At 58.3% G+C, this 13,713-nt stretch carries 13 protein-coding genes; 5 read left to right on the top strand and 8 right to left on the bottom strand.

Annotated elements, in window-relative coordinates; translation table 11 throughout:
- Positions 1–2 precede the first annotated feature (2 nt).
- From ureE to plsY, 6 genes are all read right to left on the bottom strand, one after another.
- Entirely contained in the window at positions 3–461 is a 459-nt protein-coding gene (gene ureE / locus ACB496_RS18935) for an urease accessory protein UreE (protein WP_194512317.1), read from the bottom strand.
- Between the two features lie 9 nt (positions 462–470).
- On the bottom strand, positions 471–2,174 hold the full coding sequence (gene ureC, locus ACB496_RS18930) for an urease subunit alpha (protein WP_371973263.1): 1,704 nt from the start codon (positions 2,172–2,174) through the stop codon (positions 471–473).
- Complete coding sequence (locus ACB496_RS18925) at positions 2,167–2,487, bottom strand: urease subunit beta (RefSeq protein ID WP_102104796.1); 321 nt, start codon at positions 2,485–2,487, stop codon at positions 2,167–2,169. The genes ureC and ACB496_RS18925 overlap by 8 nt, the downstream gene beginning before the upstream one ends.
- 10 nt (positions 2,488–2,497) lie before the next feature.
- Positions 2,498–2,800, bottom strand: a complete 303-nt coding sequence (locus ACB496_RS18920; protein WP_039031754.1) for an urease subunit gamma — start codon at positions 2,798–2,800, stop codon at positions 2,498–2,500.
- Between the two features lie 9 nt (positions 2,801–2,809).
- Positions 2,810–3,637 (bottom strand): urease accessory protein UreD, encoded by an 828-nt coding sequence (locus ACB496_RS18915; protein WP_371973262.1) that lies wholly within the window; start codon positions 3,635–3,637, stop codon positions 2,810–2,812.
- A 136-nt stretch (positions 3,638–3,773) separates the two neighbouring features.
- Complete coding sequence (gene plsY, locus ACB496_RS18910; protein WP_371973261.1) at positions 3,774–4,388, bottom strand: glycerol-3-phosphate 1-O-acyltransferase PlsY; 615 nt, start codon at positions 4,386–4,388, stop codon at positions 3,774–3,776.
- A gap of 107 nt (positions 4,389–4,495) precedes the next feature.
- Here plsY and folB point away from each other — a divergent pair, with 107 nt between their 5' ends.
- The gene (gene folB / locus ACB496_RS18905) at positions 4,496–4,864 is read left to right on the top strand and encodes a bifunctional dihydroneopterin aldolase/7,8-dihydroneopterin epimerase (RefSeq protein WP_102104794.1); all 369 of its coding nucleotides are present in this window, start codon (positions 4,496–4,498) and stop codon (positions 4,862–4,864) included.
- A gap of 105 nt (positions 4,865–4,969) precedes the next feature.
- Positions 4,970–5,791, top strand: coding sequence for an undecaprenyl-diphosphate phosphatase (gene bacA, locus ACB496_RS18900; RefSeq protein WP_100778883.1), 822 nt, complete (start codon positions 4,970–4,972; stop codon positions 5,789–5,791).
- 14 nt (positions 5,792–5,805) lie between these two features.
- Here bacA and ACB496_RS18895 read toward each other — a convergent pair whose 3' ends face one another.
- Both ACB496_RS18895 and ACB496_RS18890 read right to left on the bottom strand, forming a co-directional pair.
- The gene (locus ACB496_RS18895) at positions 5,806–7,047 is read right to left on the bottom strand and encodes a multifunctional CCA addition/repair protein (RefSeq protein WP_371973260.1); all 1,242 of its coding nucleotides are present in this window, start codon (positions 7,045–7,047) and stop codon (positions 5,806–5,808) included.
- 61 nt (positions 7,048–7,108) lie between these two features.
- Complete coding sequence (locus ACB496_RS18890) at positions 7,109–7,729, bottom strand: TIGR04211 family SH3 domain-containing protein (RefSeq protein ID WP_100780817.1); 621 nt, start codon at positions 7,727–7,729, stop codon at positions 7,109–7,111.
- A 229-nt stretch (positions 7,730–7,958) separates the two neighbouring features.
- Here ACB496_RS18890 and ACB496_RS18885 point away from each other — a divergent pair, with 229 nt between their 5' ends.
- From ACB496_RS18885 to hldE, 3 genes are read left to right on the top strand one after another with little or no spacing between them, the layout of a single operon-like run.
- Positions 7,959–9,260, top strand: a complete 1,302-nt coding sequence (locus ACB496_RS18885; RefSeq protein WP_371973259.1) for an inorganic triphosphatase — start codon at positions 7,959–7,961, stop codon at positions 9,258–9,260.
- A gap of 20 nt (positions 9,261–9,280) precedes the next feature.
- Positions 9,281–12,136: a bifunctional [glutamate--ammonia ligase]-adenylyl-L-tyrosine phosphorylase/[glutamate--ammonia-ligase] adenylyltransferase gene (gene glnE, locus ACB496_RS18880; protein WP_371975261.1), complete on the top strand. Its 2,856-nt coding sequence runs from the start codon at positions 9,281–9,283 to the stop codon at positions 12,134–12,136.
- A gap of 40 nt (positions 12,137–12,176) precedes the next feature.
- Complete coding sequence (gene hldE, locus ACB496_RS18875; RefSeq protein WP_100778887.1) at positions 12,177–13,607, top strand: bifunctional D-glycero-beta-D-manno-heptose-7-phosphate kinase/D-glycero-beta-D-manno-heptose 1-phosphate adenylyltransferase HldE; 1,431 nt, start codon at positions 12,177–12,179, stop codon at positions 13,605–13,607.
- Positions 13,608–13,713: the final 106 nt, after the last annotated feature.

Genomic DNA, 13,713 nt, shown 5'->3' with positions numbered 1-13,713 from the left:
CCTTAATGGGAATGTGCATGCGCATGACCGTGGGTTTCGCTGGCATAGGCCCCGGCTTCCGGTTCAAACGGCAGATGAGCAAAGGTCACGTCCAGATCAAACTGGCGCAACATGTCATCGAGCACGTGATCGTGGTGGTAGCGCAACTCGCCGGGCATGATTTGCAGCGGAACGTGGCGGTTGCCGAGGTGATAACAGGCGCGCGCGAGCAGATAGGGATCGGCGCAGCGCACTACCGACACCGACTCCGGCGCGGCAATCACTTCGATCACTTCCAGACCGTCGTCGGTGGTGAGCAGATCGCCGCCTCGCAGCAGCAGCCCGCGTGGCAGCATCAGCCCCGCTTCACGCCCGTCGTTCAGCTCCACGCGGGCGCGGCTTTTCACCCGCACATCAATCGGCAGCGTGACGCTCGCGGTGACCGGGTGCGGGTGATCAAGGCGTTGGGTTAAGTAGATCATCATCTCTCCTCAGAACAGGAAATAGCGTTGCGCCATCGGCAGGACGTCTGCCGGTTCGCTGGTTATCAGTTCACCATCCACGCGTACCTCGTAGGTTTGCGCATCCACGGTGATATTCGGCTGCAGGCTGTTGTGGATCATGTCGGCCTTTTTCACCGTCCGGCAGCCATTCACCACGGCGATGGCGCTTTGTAAGTTAAGCTGCTGCGGGATGCCGCCGGTTGCTGCGGCCTGGGAGACAAACGTCAGCCGCGTGGCGTGGCGTGCGGCGCCCAGCGAGCCAAACATCGGACGATAGTGCACCGGTTGCGGCGTGGGAATTGATGCGTTGATATCCCCCATCGGCGCACAGGCGATCATTCCCCCTTTAACGATGGTGGCGGGTTTAACGCCAAAGAACGCGGGTGACCAGACCACCAGATCCGCCAGTTTTCCCGCTTCAATCGAACCGACCTCGTGGGCGATCCCATGGGTCAGTGCCGGGTTAATGGTGTACTTGGCGACATAGCGTTTGACGCGGAAGTTGTCGTTCTCCCCGGACTCTTCCGCCAGCGGCCCGCGCTGCACTTTCATGCGGTGCGCCACCTGCCAGGTCCGGATAATCACTTCGCCCACGCGGCCCATTGCCTGGGAGTCTGACGAGGTCAGCGAGAAAGCGCCGATATCGTGCAACACATCTTCGGCGGCTATGGTTTCCCGGCGGATGCGTGATTCGGCAAAAGCCACGTCCTCGGCGATATCCGGGTCGAGGTGATGGCAAACCATCAGCATATCGAGGTGCTCATCGATGGTGTTGACCGTGTACGGCAGCGTCGGATTGGTGGAGGAGGGCAAAATATTCGGATGCGCGCAGGCGGTAATAATATCCGGCGCATGGCCGCCGCCCGCCCCTTCGGTATGGAAGGTGTGAATGGTTCGCCCGCCAATCGCCGCCAGCGTATCTTCGACAAAGCCCCCTTCGTTCAGCGTGTCGCTGTGCAGCGCCACCTGAATGTCCATCTCTTCGGCAACCTCCAGCGAGCAGTTGATCGCCGCAGGCGTCGAGCCCCAGTCTTCGTGGATTTTCAGCCCGATAGCGCCCGCTGCAACCTGTTCGCGTAGGGCGTCAGGATTAGATGCGTTGCCTTTGCCCAGCAGGCCGATATTCACCGGCAGGGTATCGGCGGCCTGTAACATCCGCGCGATATACCACGGCCCCGGCGTACAGGTGGTGGCGTTGGTGCCTGCCGCGGGGCCGGTTCCGCCGCCGATCATGGTGGTGACGCCGGAGACCAGCGCCTCTTCCGCCTGCTGCGGACAGATCCAGTGAATGTGGGTGTCGATCCCGCCGGCGGTGACGATCTTACCTTCGGCGGCGATCACTTCTGTCGCCGCGCCAATCGGGATCGTCACGCCGGGCTGGATATCCGGGTTCCCGGCTTTGCCGATGGCGAAGATCCGGCCATCTTTGATGCCGATATCCGCCTTCACGATCCCCCAGTGATCGACGATCAGCGCGTTGGTCAGCACCAGATCCACGCACGCCTGCGCCGTCATCTGCCCCTGGCCCATGCCGTCGCGGATCACTTTCCCGCCACCAAATTTCACCTCTTCGCCGTAAATCGTGAGATCGTTTTCCACCTCGATCCACAGCTCGGTGTCGGCCAGTCGCACTTTATCGCCCGTGGTAGGGCCAAACATATCGGCATACGCCTGACGCGAAATCTCAGCCATTGTGGTCCTCCAGTTCGCCCATCACTTCCCCGCGAAAACCGAAAATGCGCTGCGCCCCGGCGACCTGTACCAGCGTCACTTCGCGCTTTTGCCCCGGTTCGAAGCGCACCGCAGTGCCTGCAGGAATGTTAAGGCGATAGCCTTTTGTGGATTCGCGATCGAATTTCAGCGCCGGATTCACTTCGTAAAAGTGGTAATGCGATCCCACCTGAATCGGTCGATCGCCGTGATTTTCGACGATCGTGCGCTGGGTTTTGCGCCCAACGTTAAGGGCGATCTGGCCGGGTTTAATTTGATATTCGCCTGGGATCATCGGTTTCCCCTCACAGGATCGGGTTGTGAACGGTGACGAGCTTAGAGCCGTCCGGGAAGGTGGCTTCCACCTGAATATCCGGGATCATCTCCGGCACGCCTTCCATCACCTGCGCGCGCGTCAGCACATGGCGACCCGCTTCCATCAGCTCCGCCACGGTTTGCCCGTCTCGCGCCCCTTCCATAATGAAGGCGCTGATCAGCGCGACCGATTCCGGGTAATTAAGTTTGACGCCACGCGCGAGGCGGCGCTCCGCGACCAGCGCGGCGGTAAACAGCAATAGCTTGTCTTTTTCTCTGGGAGTCAGTTCCATAGGATTCTCTTAGGTCTGCCAGATTCGGGGGGCGTGAGGCGCTTTAGCAGTAACCTGCGGTCGTAGGTATTGCCAGATGTCGCGCATCGCCTGCTGGCAAATCAGGTTGTCGTGAGAGAGAAAACGCACCGACAGCAGGCCATCGGTGAGCGTTGCTCCGGCAAAATTACCAAGCGCTGCCAGCCGTTCGCGCACGCCGTCCAGCAGAGCTTCGTTTGCCGGATAACAGAGCAGGGTGCCTGTCCACGGATGAGCCGCCACCGGCGTGAGATCGCCGTCGCGCAGGTGCTGACGTTCCACGAGCAAGGGTGCGTCGTCGAGCCACACCTCCAGTCGACTTTCCAGGGTGCCATGGCTGAAGGTTTCACCGATCACCGGACGGCCCAGGCACAGCAGCTCCCACGCCAGCAGGGTACTGGAGTGATGCAGATGGAACACCGAGCGAAGGCGGGCGTCAGCGCCGGGGAAAAAAATCGTGTCTTGCGGCAGCCACTCAAGCGTCGCCTGCTCCTCAACATAAAAATGCTGATTAAGATGCGCCTGCGCGCCGCCGCTACGGTAAAACTTGCTGGCACCCGGCATGGTGATCAGCGCATGGCTGTTCGCTGCCAGCTGGACTGAAATATCGAGCGAATCGCCGCCGACAATGCCACCGGGCGGGTGCAACAGATAGAGATGGCAGGTTTCGTCTTCGGGATAAAACGGACGCTGAACGGTAAGGGGGCCGATGTGTCGCGCCGAGTGCAGGACGGTTTTTTGCGGGGTGTGGCGAAACTGCAACGCAAGCGACGCCTGCCAGCCTTTATACGCGTTATCAGTCACCTGGGTTGCTAACATGCTGCATCCATCCGCTCGCCATTTTCTGCTTCAGTATGCCCTGGCAGAAATGAACCCTGTCATATGAGTCGCTTATGGATAGATGAAAAAAACCGGCTCATTTCTGAGCCGGTTTCTGGAATTCTCGTGGTCCGAACTACTGCGGATCTTTTTTCTTTCTCTTAAATCGGGTCCAGATTTTTGTTTCCTGGCGGCGCCACAGACGCTGAATGTTGTCGTGATGACGCAGGAGAATCAGGCAGGAGAGCATGGAGACCGGGAAGGTGAACTGGGGTTTAAACCACCAAACATAAAACGGGGCGATCAGCGCACTGACAATTGCGCCCAGCGACGAGTAGCCGCTCAACAATACGCTCAGCAGCCAGGTGCCTGCCATCACGCCGGTCAAATCCCAGCCGATGGGGGCGATTGCGCCAAACGCAGTGGCGACACCTTTGCCGCCTTTAAAACCAAAGAATATTGGCCAGATGTGGCCCAGACAGGCAGCGATGGCGATAAGCCCCAGCCAGAACGGCGTGACGCCCAGCGCATAGGCGCCCCAGACGGGTAACATCCCTTTCAGAACATCAAAGATCAATACCGCTACGGCTGCTCCCTTGCCGCCAATTCGTAATACATTGGTCGCCCCTGGATTCCCGGAACCGCTGGCGCGAGGGTCAGGCAATCCGGCGATGCGGCAGACCAGAATGGCGCTGGAGATTGAGCCGCAAAGGTAAGCGAGGAAGATCATTCCAGGCGCGATTGCACTCATAACGCTGTTCCGTTTTGAAAATGTATCTGTATTCTCTGCATCTGTGGATAATACGCATAATTCGCCGGAAGTGGTATCCGGTTTAGCCAAAAAGCAGGCAGGTCGTGATGGATATTGTATTTATAGAGCAACTTTCGGTAATCACCACAATTGGTGTTTACGACTGGGAACAGACCATCGAGCAGAAGCTGGTGTTCGATATCGAAATGGGCTGGGATAACCGCCTGGCCGCAAAAAGTGATGATGTTAAAGACTGCCTGAGCTATGCGGATATCAGCGAAACGGTGGTGAAGCATGTCGAAGGGCAACGTTTCGCGCTGGTGGAGCGCGTAGCGGAAGAGGTGGCCGAACTGCTGTTAAGCCGTTTCAATTCGCCGTGGGTGCGCATTAAACTCAGCAAACCGGGTGCCGTGGCGCGCGCGGCGAACGTCGGCGTGATCATTGAGCGTGGCAAAAATCTTAAAGCAAAGATTTAACGTCATAATCGCTAAACCATTTTCGGTTATACCGGTCTTAAAGCTGTCTCTTTCACGGCGTCCATTGAGGTTCGCCGTTTTTTACATTTTTAGAAGGGTTAATAGATGAGCGATGTACACTCGCTGCTGGTGGCGGCAATACTGGGTGTGGTCGAAGGATTGACGGAATTTTTACCCGTTTCCAGTACCGGACACATGATCATTGTCGGTCATTTGCTCGGCTTTGAAGGCGAAACGGCAAAGACGTTTGAAGTGGTCATTCAGCTGGGTTCCATTCTGGCCGTGGTGGTGATGTTCTGGCGTCGCCTGTTCGGTCTTATCGGCATTCACTTTGGCCGCCCGCCGCAGCACGAAGGCGAGGGCAAAGGGCGTCTGACGCTGATTCACATCCTGCTTGGGATGGTTCCGGCGGTGGTGCTGGGGCTGGTTTTCCACGACACGATCAAATCGCTGTTTAACCCAATTAACGTGATGTATGCGCTGGTGGTCGGCGGTGTGCTGCTGATAGCGGCGGAACTGCTGAAACCCAAAGAGCCGAAAGCGCCGGGTCTGGACGATATGACCTATCGCCAGGCGTTTATCATCGGCTGCTTCCAGTGTCTGGCGCTCTGGCCGGGCTTTTCCCGTTCAGGGGCGACCATTTCCGGCGGGATGCTGATGGGCGTGAGCCGCTATGCGGCGTCCGAGTTCTCGTTCCTGCTGGCAGTGCCAATGATGATGGGTGCCACCGCGCTGGATCTCTATAAGAGCTTCCACTTCCTGACGGTGGGTGACATTCCGATGTTCGCCGTGGGCTTTGTGACCGCGTTCCTGGTCGCGCTGGTGGCGATCAAAACCTTCCTGCAGATCATCAAACGTATCTCGTTCATCCCGTTTGCGATCTACCGCTTTATCGTCGCAGCGGCCGTTTACGTGGTCTTCTTCTAAGCCACTCACTGCCCTCAGTCTTTTGGCTGAGGGCAGCGCGTTTCCTTCCAGTCCGTTACCGCCTGAATCCGCCGTTTCGTTAACTCGTCGCGGATTGCCGGGCCTTTAAATCCGGCTTCAACCACGTCTTTCGTCGGCACCGCTCTGGCGATCTCCCACGCTTCGCGCAGCAAACGTCCTTGCGGATAGTCGCAGGCTTCAAAGCCGGTGCGCCCACGTACGTCCGCTTCGCTGGTCAGGGCGATCTGCTCCACGCGCTGCGGTTTTCGCCACGCGTCAATGCTGTCGAACAGCTTCACGATGGTGGCCGGTTTGAGGATCGGGAAGGTGTGGATCAGGTCGTGGAATTCAGCGACCAGCTTCGCCAAATCGCGGATCTCATTGGGCACGCGCAGGCGCTGGCAAATATTGTCTACCAGTTTGACGCCCGCCGGGCCGTGTCCGTGATGGCGCGGCCAGAGCGCTTTCGGCGTTAATCCTTTGCCCAGATCGTGACAGAGCGTCGCGAAACGCACATCCACGTCCGGGCTGAGCATCGCCGCCATGCTTAACGTCATCAGGGTATGAACGCCGGTATCGATTTCCGGATGCCACTTCGCCGGAGCCGGGACGCCAAACAGGGCGTCGATTTCCGGGAACAGCACCTTCAGGGCGCCGCAGTCGCGGAGCACCTGGAAAAAGACCTGCGGATTGCAGGTAGTAAGGGCGTTCTCCGTCTCTTTCCAGACGCGTTCCGGCGTGAGATGTTCCAGCTCGCCCGCGTCGGTCATGGCAGTCATTAAGGCCATGGTTTCGTCGGCGATGCGGAAGCTCAGATGGGCATAACGGGCAGCGAAGCGCGCCACGCGCAGGACGCGCAGCGGATCTTCAGAGAAGGCCGGGGAGACATGGCGTAAAATTCGGTTGTGCAGATCGTTCTGGCCGCCGTAGGCGTCGACGATATGACCGTCGTCGTCCTGCGCCAGGGCGTTAATCGTCAGATCGCGGCGCAGCAGATCCTGCTCGAGCGTAACGTCCGGCGCGGCATAGCAGGTAAAACCGGTGTAACCAAAACCGGCTTTGCGCTCCGTGCGCGCCAGGGCGTACTCTTCTCGGCTTTTAGGGTGAAGAAACACAGGAAAATCGCGGCCTACCTGCTGGTAGCCCGCGTTAAGCATCTCTTCTGGCGTGGCGCCCACCACGACCCAGTCTTTATCTTTGACCGGCAGACCTAACAACGCATCACGAACCGCACCACCGACCAGATAAATCTTCACGCCGTAAACTCCCCAATTCTCTTTTCACCTGATAATACGTAAGTATGGTGAATAAGACGAATTAGTTCATCCAGCGATCTTTACGCTTACGGCTTGGGATCAGATGTGGCAGAACCAGACCGAGTACCAGACCTACGCCTAGCACGCCGCCGCCATACATAAACCACTGCATGATGATGGTGCGCTGTTTGTCATCGAGCTGCAGATTGGCGGCGCTCACTTTTTTCTGCGCCACAATCAGCTCGTTTTTAAGCTTCTGGTTCTCTTCTTTCAGGCCATTGATCACGCTGTCACTCTGGGCCACTTTCTGCTGCATTTCAGCCGTGCGCTGGTTCCAGGTGGTGTCGATATTAGTCAGCTTATCGGTCAGGGTTTTCACCTGATTTTCCAGATCCGGCACGCGGGTGCGCAGACTCGGCACGGTGCTCAGCTCTTTCAGCGGGATCCACGACGTACGGCCGGTACTGTCGCGCACCTGACCGTAATTACTGTCCTGATTTGTTTGTAACAGAACCACTTCCTCGCCGGCATTCACCGTACCCACGAGGCGATAATTATCTCCAGGGCCGCTACGTACCCAGGTGTTCAATTCGTCGGAAACATAACGTTTCTCTTCAGCGTGGACCGCAGTCGCGGCGCTGAAAGCAAGTAAAGTCAGTCCAATCAGGCGTAATTTAAGCATCATTAGTCGTTATTTTCATAAAAAGTGGAACGATAGTAGTGGCAACAGTGTCTCCACGCAAAGCATTCGTCAGCAATCGGAATCATCTGTGTCACGGCTTCGGACTTTTACACCCCTCAAATTGCTCATTGCGTGGCAATTTGGCGCAAAATACTATGTACTGACAAACAAATGGCGAGGAAGTTCGCCTTCATTGACGCGGCTGTGACGCAACCGAAAGTACAGGGCTATGGCACAAGAGATCGAATTAAAATTTATCGTCGAAACGGGCAGCGTTGATGCGCTGCGTAACCATCTGAATCAGCTGACCAGCGAGCACCACGAGCCGGTGCAACTCCTCAATATCTATTACGAAACGGCGGATAACTGGCTGCGTCGTCACGATATGGGGCTGCGCATCCGTGGTGCGAACGGGCGCTATGAAATGACGATGAAAATTGCCGGGCGTGTGGTGGGCGGTTTGCATCAGCGCCCTGAATACAATATCGACATTGAAAAGCCAGAACTTGAGCTGAATCGTCTTCCGGCAGAAGTCTGGCCGAACGGTGAGCTGCCGGACGGGCTGTCAGCGCAGGTTCAGCCGCTGTTTAGCACCGATTTCTGGCGTGAAAAATGGCTGGTGAACGAAGGCAAAAGCCGCATCGAAATTGCCCTCGATCAGGGCGAAGTGAAAGCGGGCGAGTTCCAGGAACCGATTTGCGAGCTGGAGCTTGAACTGCTGGAAGGCAGCGCTGACGACGTGCTCAAACTGGCACGTAAGCTGGTGGGCCAGTCGGGTCTGCGTCAGGGCAGCCTGAGCAAGGCCGCGCGCGGCTACCATCTGGCGGCGGGAAATGCGCCGCGTCAGGTGAAAGCCACCACCATCCTGCACGTGGCACCCAAGTCCAGCGTTGAGCAGGGCCTGGAAGCCTCGCTGGAGCTGGCCCTGAGCCAGTGGCAGTACCACGAGGAGCTGTGGATACGCGGCGTGAGCGACGCGAAAAAACATGTGATTGCGGCGATGGGACTGGTGCGCAGCACCCTGACGCTGTTTGGCGGCGTCGTACCGCGTAAAGCGAGCACTCACTTACGTGATTTCCTGACCCAGACCGAAACGCTGATGGCCACTGACGTCTCTGCCGAAACGGCGGTCTACAGCCCGCAAACCGCGGCCGCCAAACTGGCGTTAACGGAATTCCTGGTGACGCGCGGCTGGCAGCGTTTTCTGGATGATAAAACCCAGAAGAAAATCGCCGAGTCGTTTAAGCGTTTTGCGGATACCCATTTGTCCCGCAGCAACTCCGAGCTGAAAACCATTTTTGACCGCCCGCTGGGCGATCAGTACAGCGATCAGCTGGTACGTCTGAACCGCGATATCGACAGCGTTCTGCTGCTGTCGGGAAGTTACGATGGGCCGAAAGCGCAGGCGTGGCTGGAGAACTGGCAGGGGCTTCGCCATGCCATTGAGACGCGCCAGCGTATTGAAATTGAACATTTCCGTAACGAGGCTATTTCGCAAGAGCCGTTCTGGCTGCACAGCGGAAAACGTTAACTCAGGCAAGGAACCCCATGATGCCGCTTTCTTCACAGCTTCAGCAGCACTGGCAGACGGTTTGTGCGCGTCTGCCGGAGTCATTACCCGCCGCCTCACTGAGTGAGCAGGCGCAGCAAGTGCTTACTTTTAGTGATTTTGTGCAGGAGAGCATCACCGCGAATCCTGACTGGCTGGCTGAACTGGAAGCGGCACCGCCGCAGGCCGACGAATGGCAGCACTACGCTCAGTGGCTGAGCGACGCGCTGGCAGAGGTGGCAGACGAGCCGACGCTGATGCGCGTTTTACGTCAGTTCCGCCGTCGCGTGATGGTGCGTATCGCCTGGGCGCAGTCGCTGGCGCTGGTGAGCGAAGAGAGCACTCTGCAGCAGCTGAGCTGTCTGGCGGAAACGCTGATTGTCGCCGCGCGCGACTGGCTCTACGACGCCTGCTGTAAAGAGTGGGGCACGCCGTGCAGTGAAGAGGGCACGCCGCAGCCGCTGATGATTTTAGGCATGGGGAAACTGGGCGGCGGTGAGCTGAATTTCTCGTCGGATATCGACCTGATCTTCGCCTGGCCGGAAAAGGGTGCGACCCGTGGGGGCCGCCGCGAACTGGATAACGCGCAGTTCTTCACCCGTCTCGGCCAGCGGCTTATCAAAGCTCTGGATCAGCCAACCCAGGACGGTTTCGTCTATCGCGTGGATATGCGCCTGCGCCCGTTCGGTGATAGCGGTCCGCTGGTGCTGAGCTTTGCCGCGCTGGAAGATTATTACCAGGAGCAGGGGCGCGACTGGGAGCGCTACGCGATGGTCAAGGCACGGATCATGGGCGACAAAGACGACATCTACGCCAGCGAATTGCGCGCCATGCTGCGCCCGTTCGTGTTCCGCCGCTATATCGATTTCAGCGTTATTCAGTCCCTGCGTAATATGAAAGGGATGATTGCCCGCGAGGTGCGCCGCCGGGGCCTGAAAGACAACATCAAGCTCGGCGCGGGCGGTATCCGTGAAATCGAATTTATCGTGCAGGTGTTCCAGCTGATTCGCGGTGGGCGTGAGCCTTCCCTGCAGTCCCGCTCGCTGCTGCCGACGCTGAAGGCCATCGAACAGCTGCATCTGCTGCCGGAGGGGGACGCGCAGACTCTGCACGATGCCTATCTTTATCTGCGTCGCCTCGAAAACCTGCTGCAAAGCATCAATGACGAACAGACCCAGACGCTGCCGGGCGACGATCTGAACCGCGCGCGGCTGGCCTGGGGCATGCGCGTTGACGACTGGCAGGGGCTGACGGAGACGCTGGACGCCCATATGGCGGGCGTTCGACGCATCTTTAACGATTTGATTGGCGATGACGAGAGCGAATCGCCGGACGATACGCTGTCCGAACACTGGCGCGAGCTGTGGCAGGATGCGCTGCAGGAAGATGACACCACGCCGGTATTGGCCCATTTGAGCGACGACGACCGCCATCGTGTGGTGGCGCTGATCGCCGATTTCCGCATGGAGATGAACAAGCGCGCCATCGGCCCGCGCGGGCGACAGGTGCTCGACCACCTGATGCCGCACCTGCTGAGCAACGTCTGCTCGCGGGCGGATGCGCCGATCCCGTTGTCGCGCCTGACGCCGCTGCTCACCGGCATCATCACCCGCACGACCTATCTTGAGCTGCTGAGTGAATTCCCCGGTGCGCTCAAACATTTAATTTCCCTCTGCGCCGCGTCGCCGATGGTGGCGAGCAAACTGGCACGCTATCCGCTGCTGCTGGATGAGCTGCTTGATCCTAACACCCTCTATCAACCGACAGCGATGGATGCGTATCGCGACGAACTGCGTCAGTATCTGCTGCGCGTGCCGGAAGAGGACGAAGAGCAACAGCTCGAAGCGCTGCGTCAGTTTAAACAGGCGCAGATGCTGCGCGTGGCGGCGGCCGATATCGCGGGCACCCTGCCGGTGATGAAAGTCAGCGACCATTTAACCTGGCTGGCGGAAGCGATCATCGACGCGGTAGTCCAGCAGGCCTGGAGCCAAATGGTCGTGCGCTACGGTCAGCCAAAACATCTGGCGGATCGTGAAGGACGGGGTTTTGCCGTGGTCGGCTACGGCAAACTGGGCGGCTGGGAGCTGGGCTACAGCTCCGATCTGGATTTAATTTTCCTGCACGATTGCCCGGTGGATGTCATGACCGATGGCGATCGCGAAATCGACGGGCGTCAGTTCTACCTGCGTCTGGCGCAGCGCATTATGCACCTCTTCAGCACCCGCACCTCCTCCGGGATTTTGTACGAAGTGGATGCGCGCCTGCGCCCGTCTGGCGCGGCGGGGATGCTGGTCACGTCCACCGAATCGTTTGCGGATTATCAGCAAAACGAAGCCTGGACGTGGGAGCATCAGGCGCTGGTGCGTGCCCGTGTGGTGTACGGCGATCCGCAGTTGAAAACGCAGTTCGACGCCATTCGCCGTGATGTGCTTACCGCAACGCGTGAGGGCCAAACCCTGCAAACCGAAGTTCGGGAGATGCGTGAGAAGATGCGCGCCCATCTCGGCAACAAGCATCGCGATCGCTTTGATATCAAAGCCGATGAGGGCGGGATCACCGATATCGAGTTTATTACTCAGTATCTGGTGCTTCGTCATGCGCACGACAAGCCGAAGCTGACGCGCTGGTCTGATAACGTGCGCATTCTGGAACTGCTGGCGCAAAACGACATTATGGATGAGCAAGAAGCGCAGGCGTTGACCCACGCCTACACCACGCTTCGCGATGAATTGCATCATCTGGCGTTACAGGAACAGCCGGGCCATGTGGCGGCTGAATGTTTCAGCATTGAGCGAGAACGCGTTCGAACCAGCTGGCAGAAGTGGCTGGTGGAACCGTGCGTAACAAAACAAGTGTGATATTATCGCGCGCAAATTGTGAATCTTTCTGGAGTCAGGAATGAAAGTAACACTGCCAGAGTTTGAACGTGCTGGAGTTATGGTTGTCGGTGATGTGATGCTGGACCGCTACTGGTACGGGCCGACAAGCCGCATCTCCCCGGAAGCACCGGTCCCGGTCGTCAAGGTCGATACCATTGAAGAGCGTCCCGGCGGCGCGGCAAACGTGGCGATGAATATCGCTTCTCTCGGCGCGCATTCGCGTCTGGTAGGGCTGACCGGCATTGACGATGCGGCACGCGCGCTCAGCAAAACGCTGGCCGACGTGAACGTGAAGTGTGATTTCGTTTCTGTGCCAACGCATCCAACCATCACCAAACTGCGCGTGCTGTCCCGCAACCAGCAGCTGATCCGCCTCGACTTTGAAGAAGGTTTTGAGGGTGTTGATCCTGAGCCGCTGCACGAGCGTATCGCGCAGGCGCTGGGCAATATTGGCGCACTGGTGCTGTCTGACTACGCCAAAGGTGCGCTCGCCAGCGTACAGCAGATGATTCAGCTGGCGCGTAAAGCGGGTGTGCCGGTGCTGATCGACCCGAAAGGGACCGATTTTGAACGCTATCGCGGCGCGACGCTGCTGACGCCAAACCTCTCCGAATTTGAAGCGGTGGCGGGCAAATGCAAAAACGAAGAAGAGATCGTGGAGCGCGGGATGAAAATCATCGCCGATTTCGACTTCTCCGCGCTGCTGGTGACCCGCTCTGAGCAGGGTATGACGCTGCTGCAGCCGGGCAAAGCGCCGCTGCATATGCCGACGCAGGCGCAGGAAGTGTACGACGTGACCGGTGCAGGCGATACGGTGATTGGCGTGCTGGCGGCGACGCTGGCGGCGGGCAATTCACTGGAAGAGGCTTGCTACTTTGCGAATGCAGCGGCGGGCGTCGTGGTCGGTAAGCTGGGGACGTCTACCGTTTCGCCTATCGAGCTGGAAAATGCGGTACGCGGACGTGCGGATACCGGTTTTGGTGTGATGAGCGAAGACGAGCTGAAAACTGCGGTGGCTGCGGCGCGCAAGCGCGGCGAGAAAGTGGTCATGACCAACGGCGTCTTCGACATTCTGCACGCCGGCCACGTTTCGTATCTGGCGAATGCGCGTAAGCTTGGCGATCGTCTGATTGTCGCGGTGAACAGCGATGCGTCTACCAAACGTCTGAAGGGCGAAACGCGTCCGGTGAACCCACTGGAGCAGCGCATGATTGTGCTCGGCGCGCTGGAAGCGGTCGACTGGGTGGTCTCTTTTGAAGAAGACACGCCACAGCGTCTGATTGCTGGCATTCTGCCGGATCTGCTGGTGAAGGGCGGCGACTATAAGCCGGAGCAGATTGCGGGGAGTGAAGAGGTCTGGGCCAACGGCGGCGAAGTGATGGTGCTCAATTTTGAGGACGGGTGTTCCACCACCAACATCATTAAGAAGATCCAGAAAGACAGCCAGTAAAATGGGATTGGTGCGGGCTGATGCTCTCACTTAATCTTCTCCACAGTGAGAGTGCAAATACAAAAAACGGCAACTGAGGTTGCCGTTTTGTTTTCCGATTTGCAGG

The organism is Lelliottia nimipressuralis, from assembly GCF_041464075.1.
GTDB lineage: Bacteria > Pseudomonadota > Gammaproteobacteria > Enterobacterales > Enterobacteriaceae > Enterobacter > Enterobacter nimipressuralis.
The sequence above is the reverse complement of the archived record's forward strand: the minus strand, read 5'-3'. Positions and strand labels throughout refer to the sequence as shown.

What these genes read in the sequence shown, in the direction of transcription:
- ureE (WP_194512317.1), bottom strand. Translation starts at nt 461, where the DNA reads ATGATCTACTTAACCCAACGCCTTGATCACCCGCACCCGGTCACCGCG.
- ureC (WP_371973263.1), bottom strand. Translation starts at nt 2,174, where the DNA reads ATGGCTGAGATTTCGCGTCAGGCGTATGCCGATATGTTTGGCCCTACC.
- ACB496_RS18925 (WP_102104796.1), bottom strand. Translation starts at nt 2,487, where the DNA reads ATGATCCCAGGCGAATATCAAATTAAACCCGGCCAGATCGCCCTTAAC.
- ACB496_RS18920 (WP_039031754.1), bottom strand. Translation starts at nt 2,800, where the DNA reads ATGGAACTGACTCCCAGAGAAAAAGACAAGCTATTGCTGTTTACCGCC.
- ACB496_RS18915 (WP_371973262.1), bottom strand. Translation starts at nt 3,637, where the DNA reads ATGTTAGCAACCCAGGTGACTGATAACGCGTATAAAGGCTGGCAGGCG.
- plsY (WP_371973261.1), bottom strand. Translation starts at nt 4,388, where the DNA reads ATGAGTGCAATCGCGCCTGGAATGATCTTCCTCGCTTACCTTTGCGGC.
- folB (WP_102104794.1), top strand. Translation starts at nt 4,496, where the DNA reads ATGGATATTGTATTTATAGAGCAACTTTCGGTAATCACCACAATTGGT.
- bacA (WP_100778883.1), top strand. Translation starts at nt 4,970, where the DNA reads ATGAGCGATGTACACTCGCTGCTGGTGGCGGCAATACTGGGTGTGGTC.
- ACB496_RS18890 (WP_100780817.1), bottom strand. Translation starts at nt 7,729, where the DNA reads ATGCTTAAATTACGCCTGATTGGACTGACTTTACTTGCTTTCAGCGCC.
- ACB496_RS18885 (WP_371973259.1), top strand. Translation starts at nt 7,959, where the DNA reads ATGGCACAAGAGATCGAATTAAAATTTATCGTCGAAACGGGCAGCGTT.
- glnE (WP_371975261.1), top strand. Translation starts at nt 9,281, where the DNA reads ATGCCGCTTTCTTCACAGCTTCAGCAGCACTGGCAGACGGTTTGTGCG.
- hldE (WP_100778887.1), top strand. Translation starts at nt 12,177, where the DNA reads ATGAAAGTAACACTGCCAGAGTTTGAACGTGCTGGAGTTATGGTTGTC.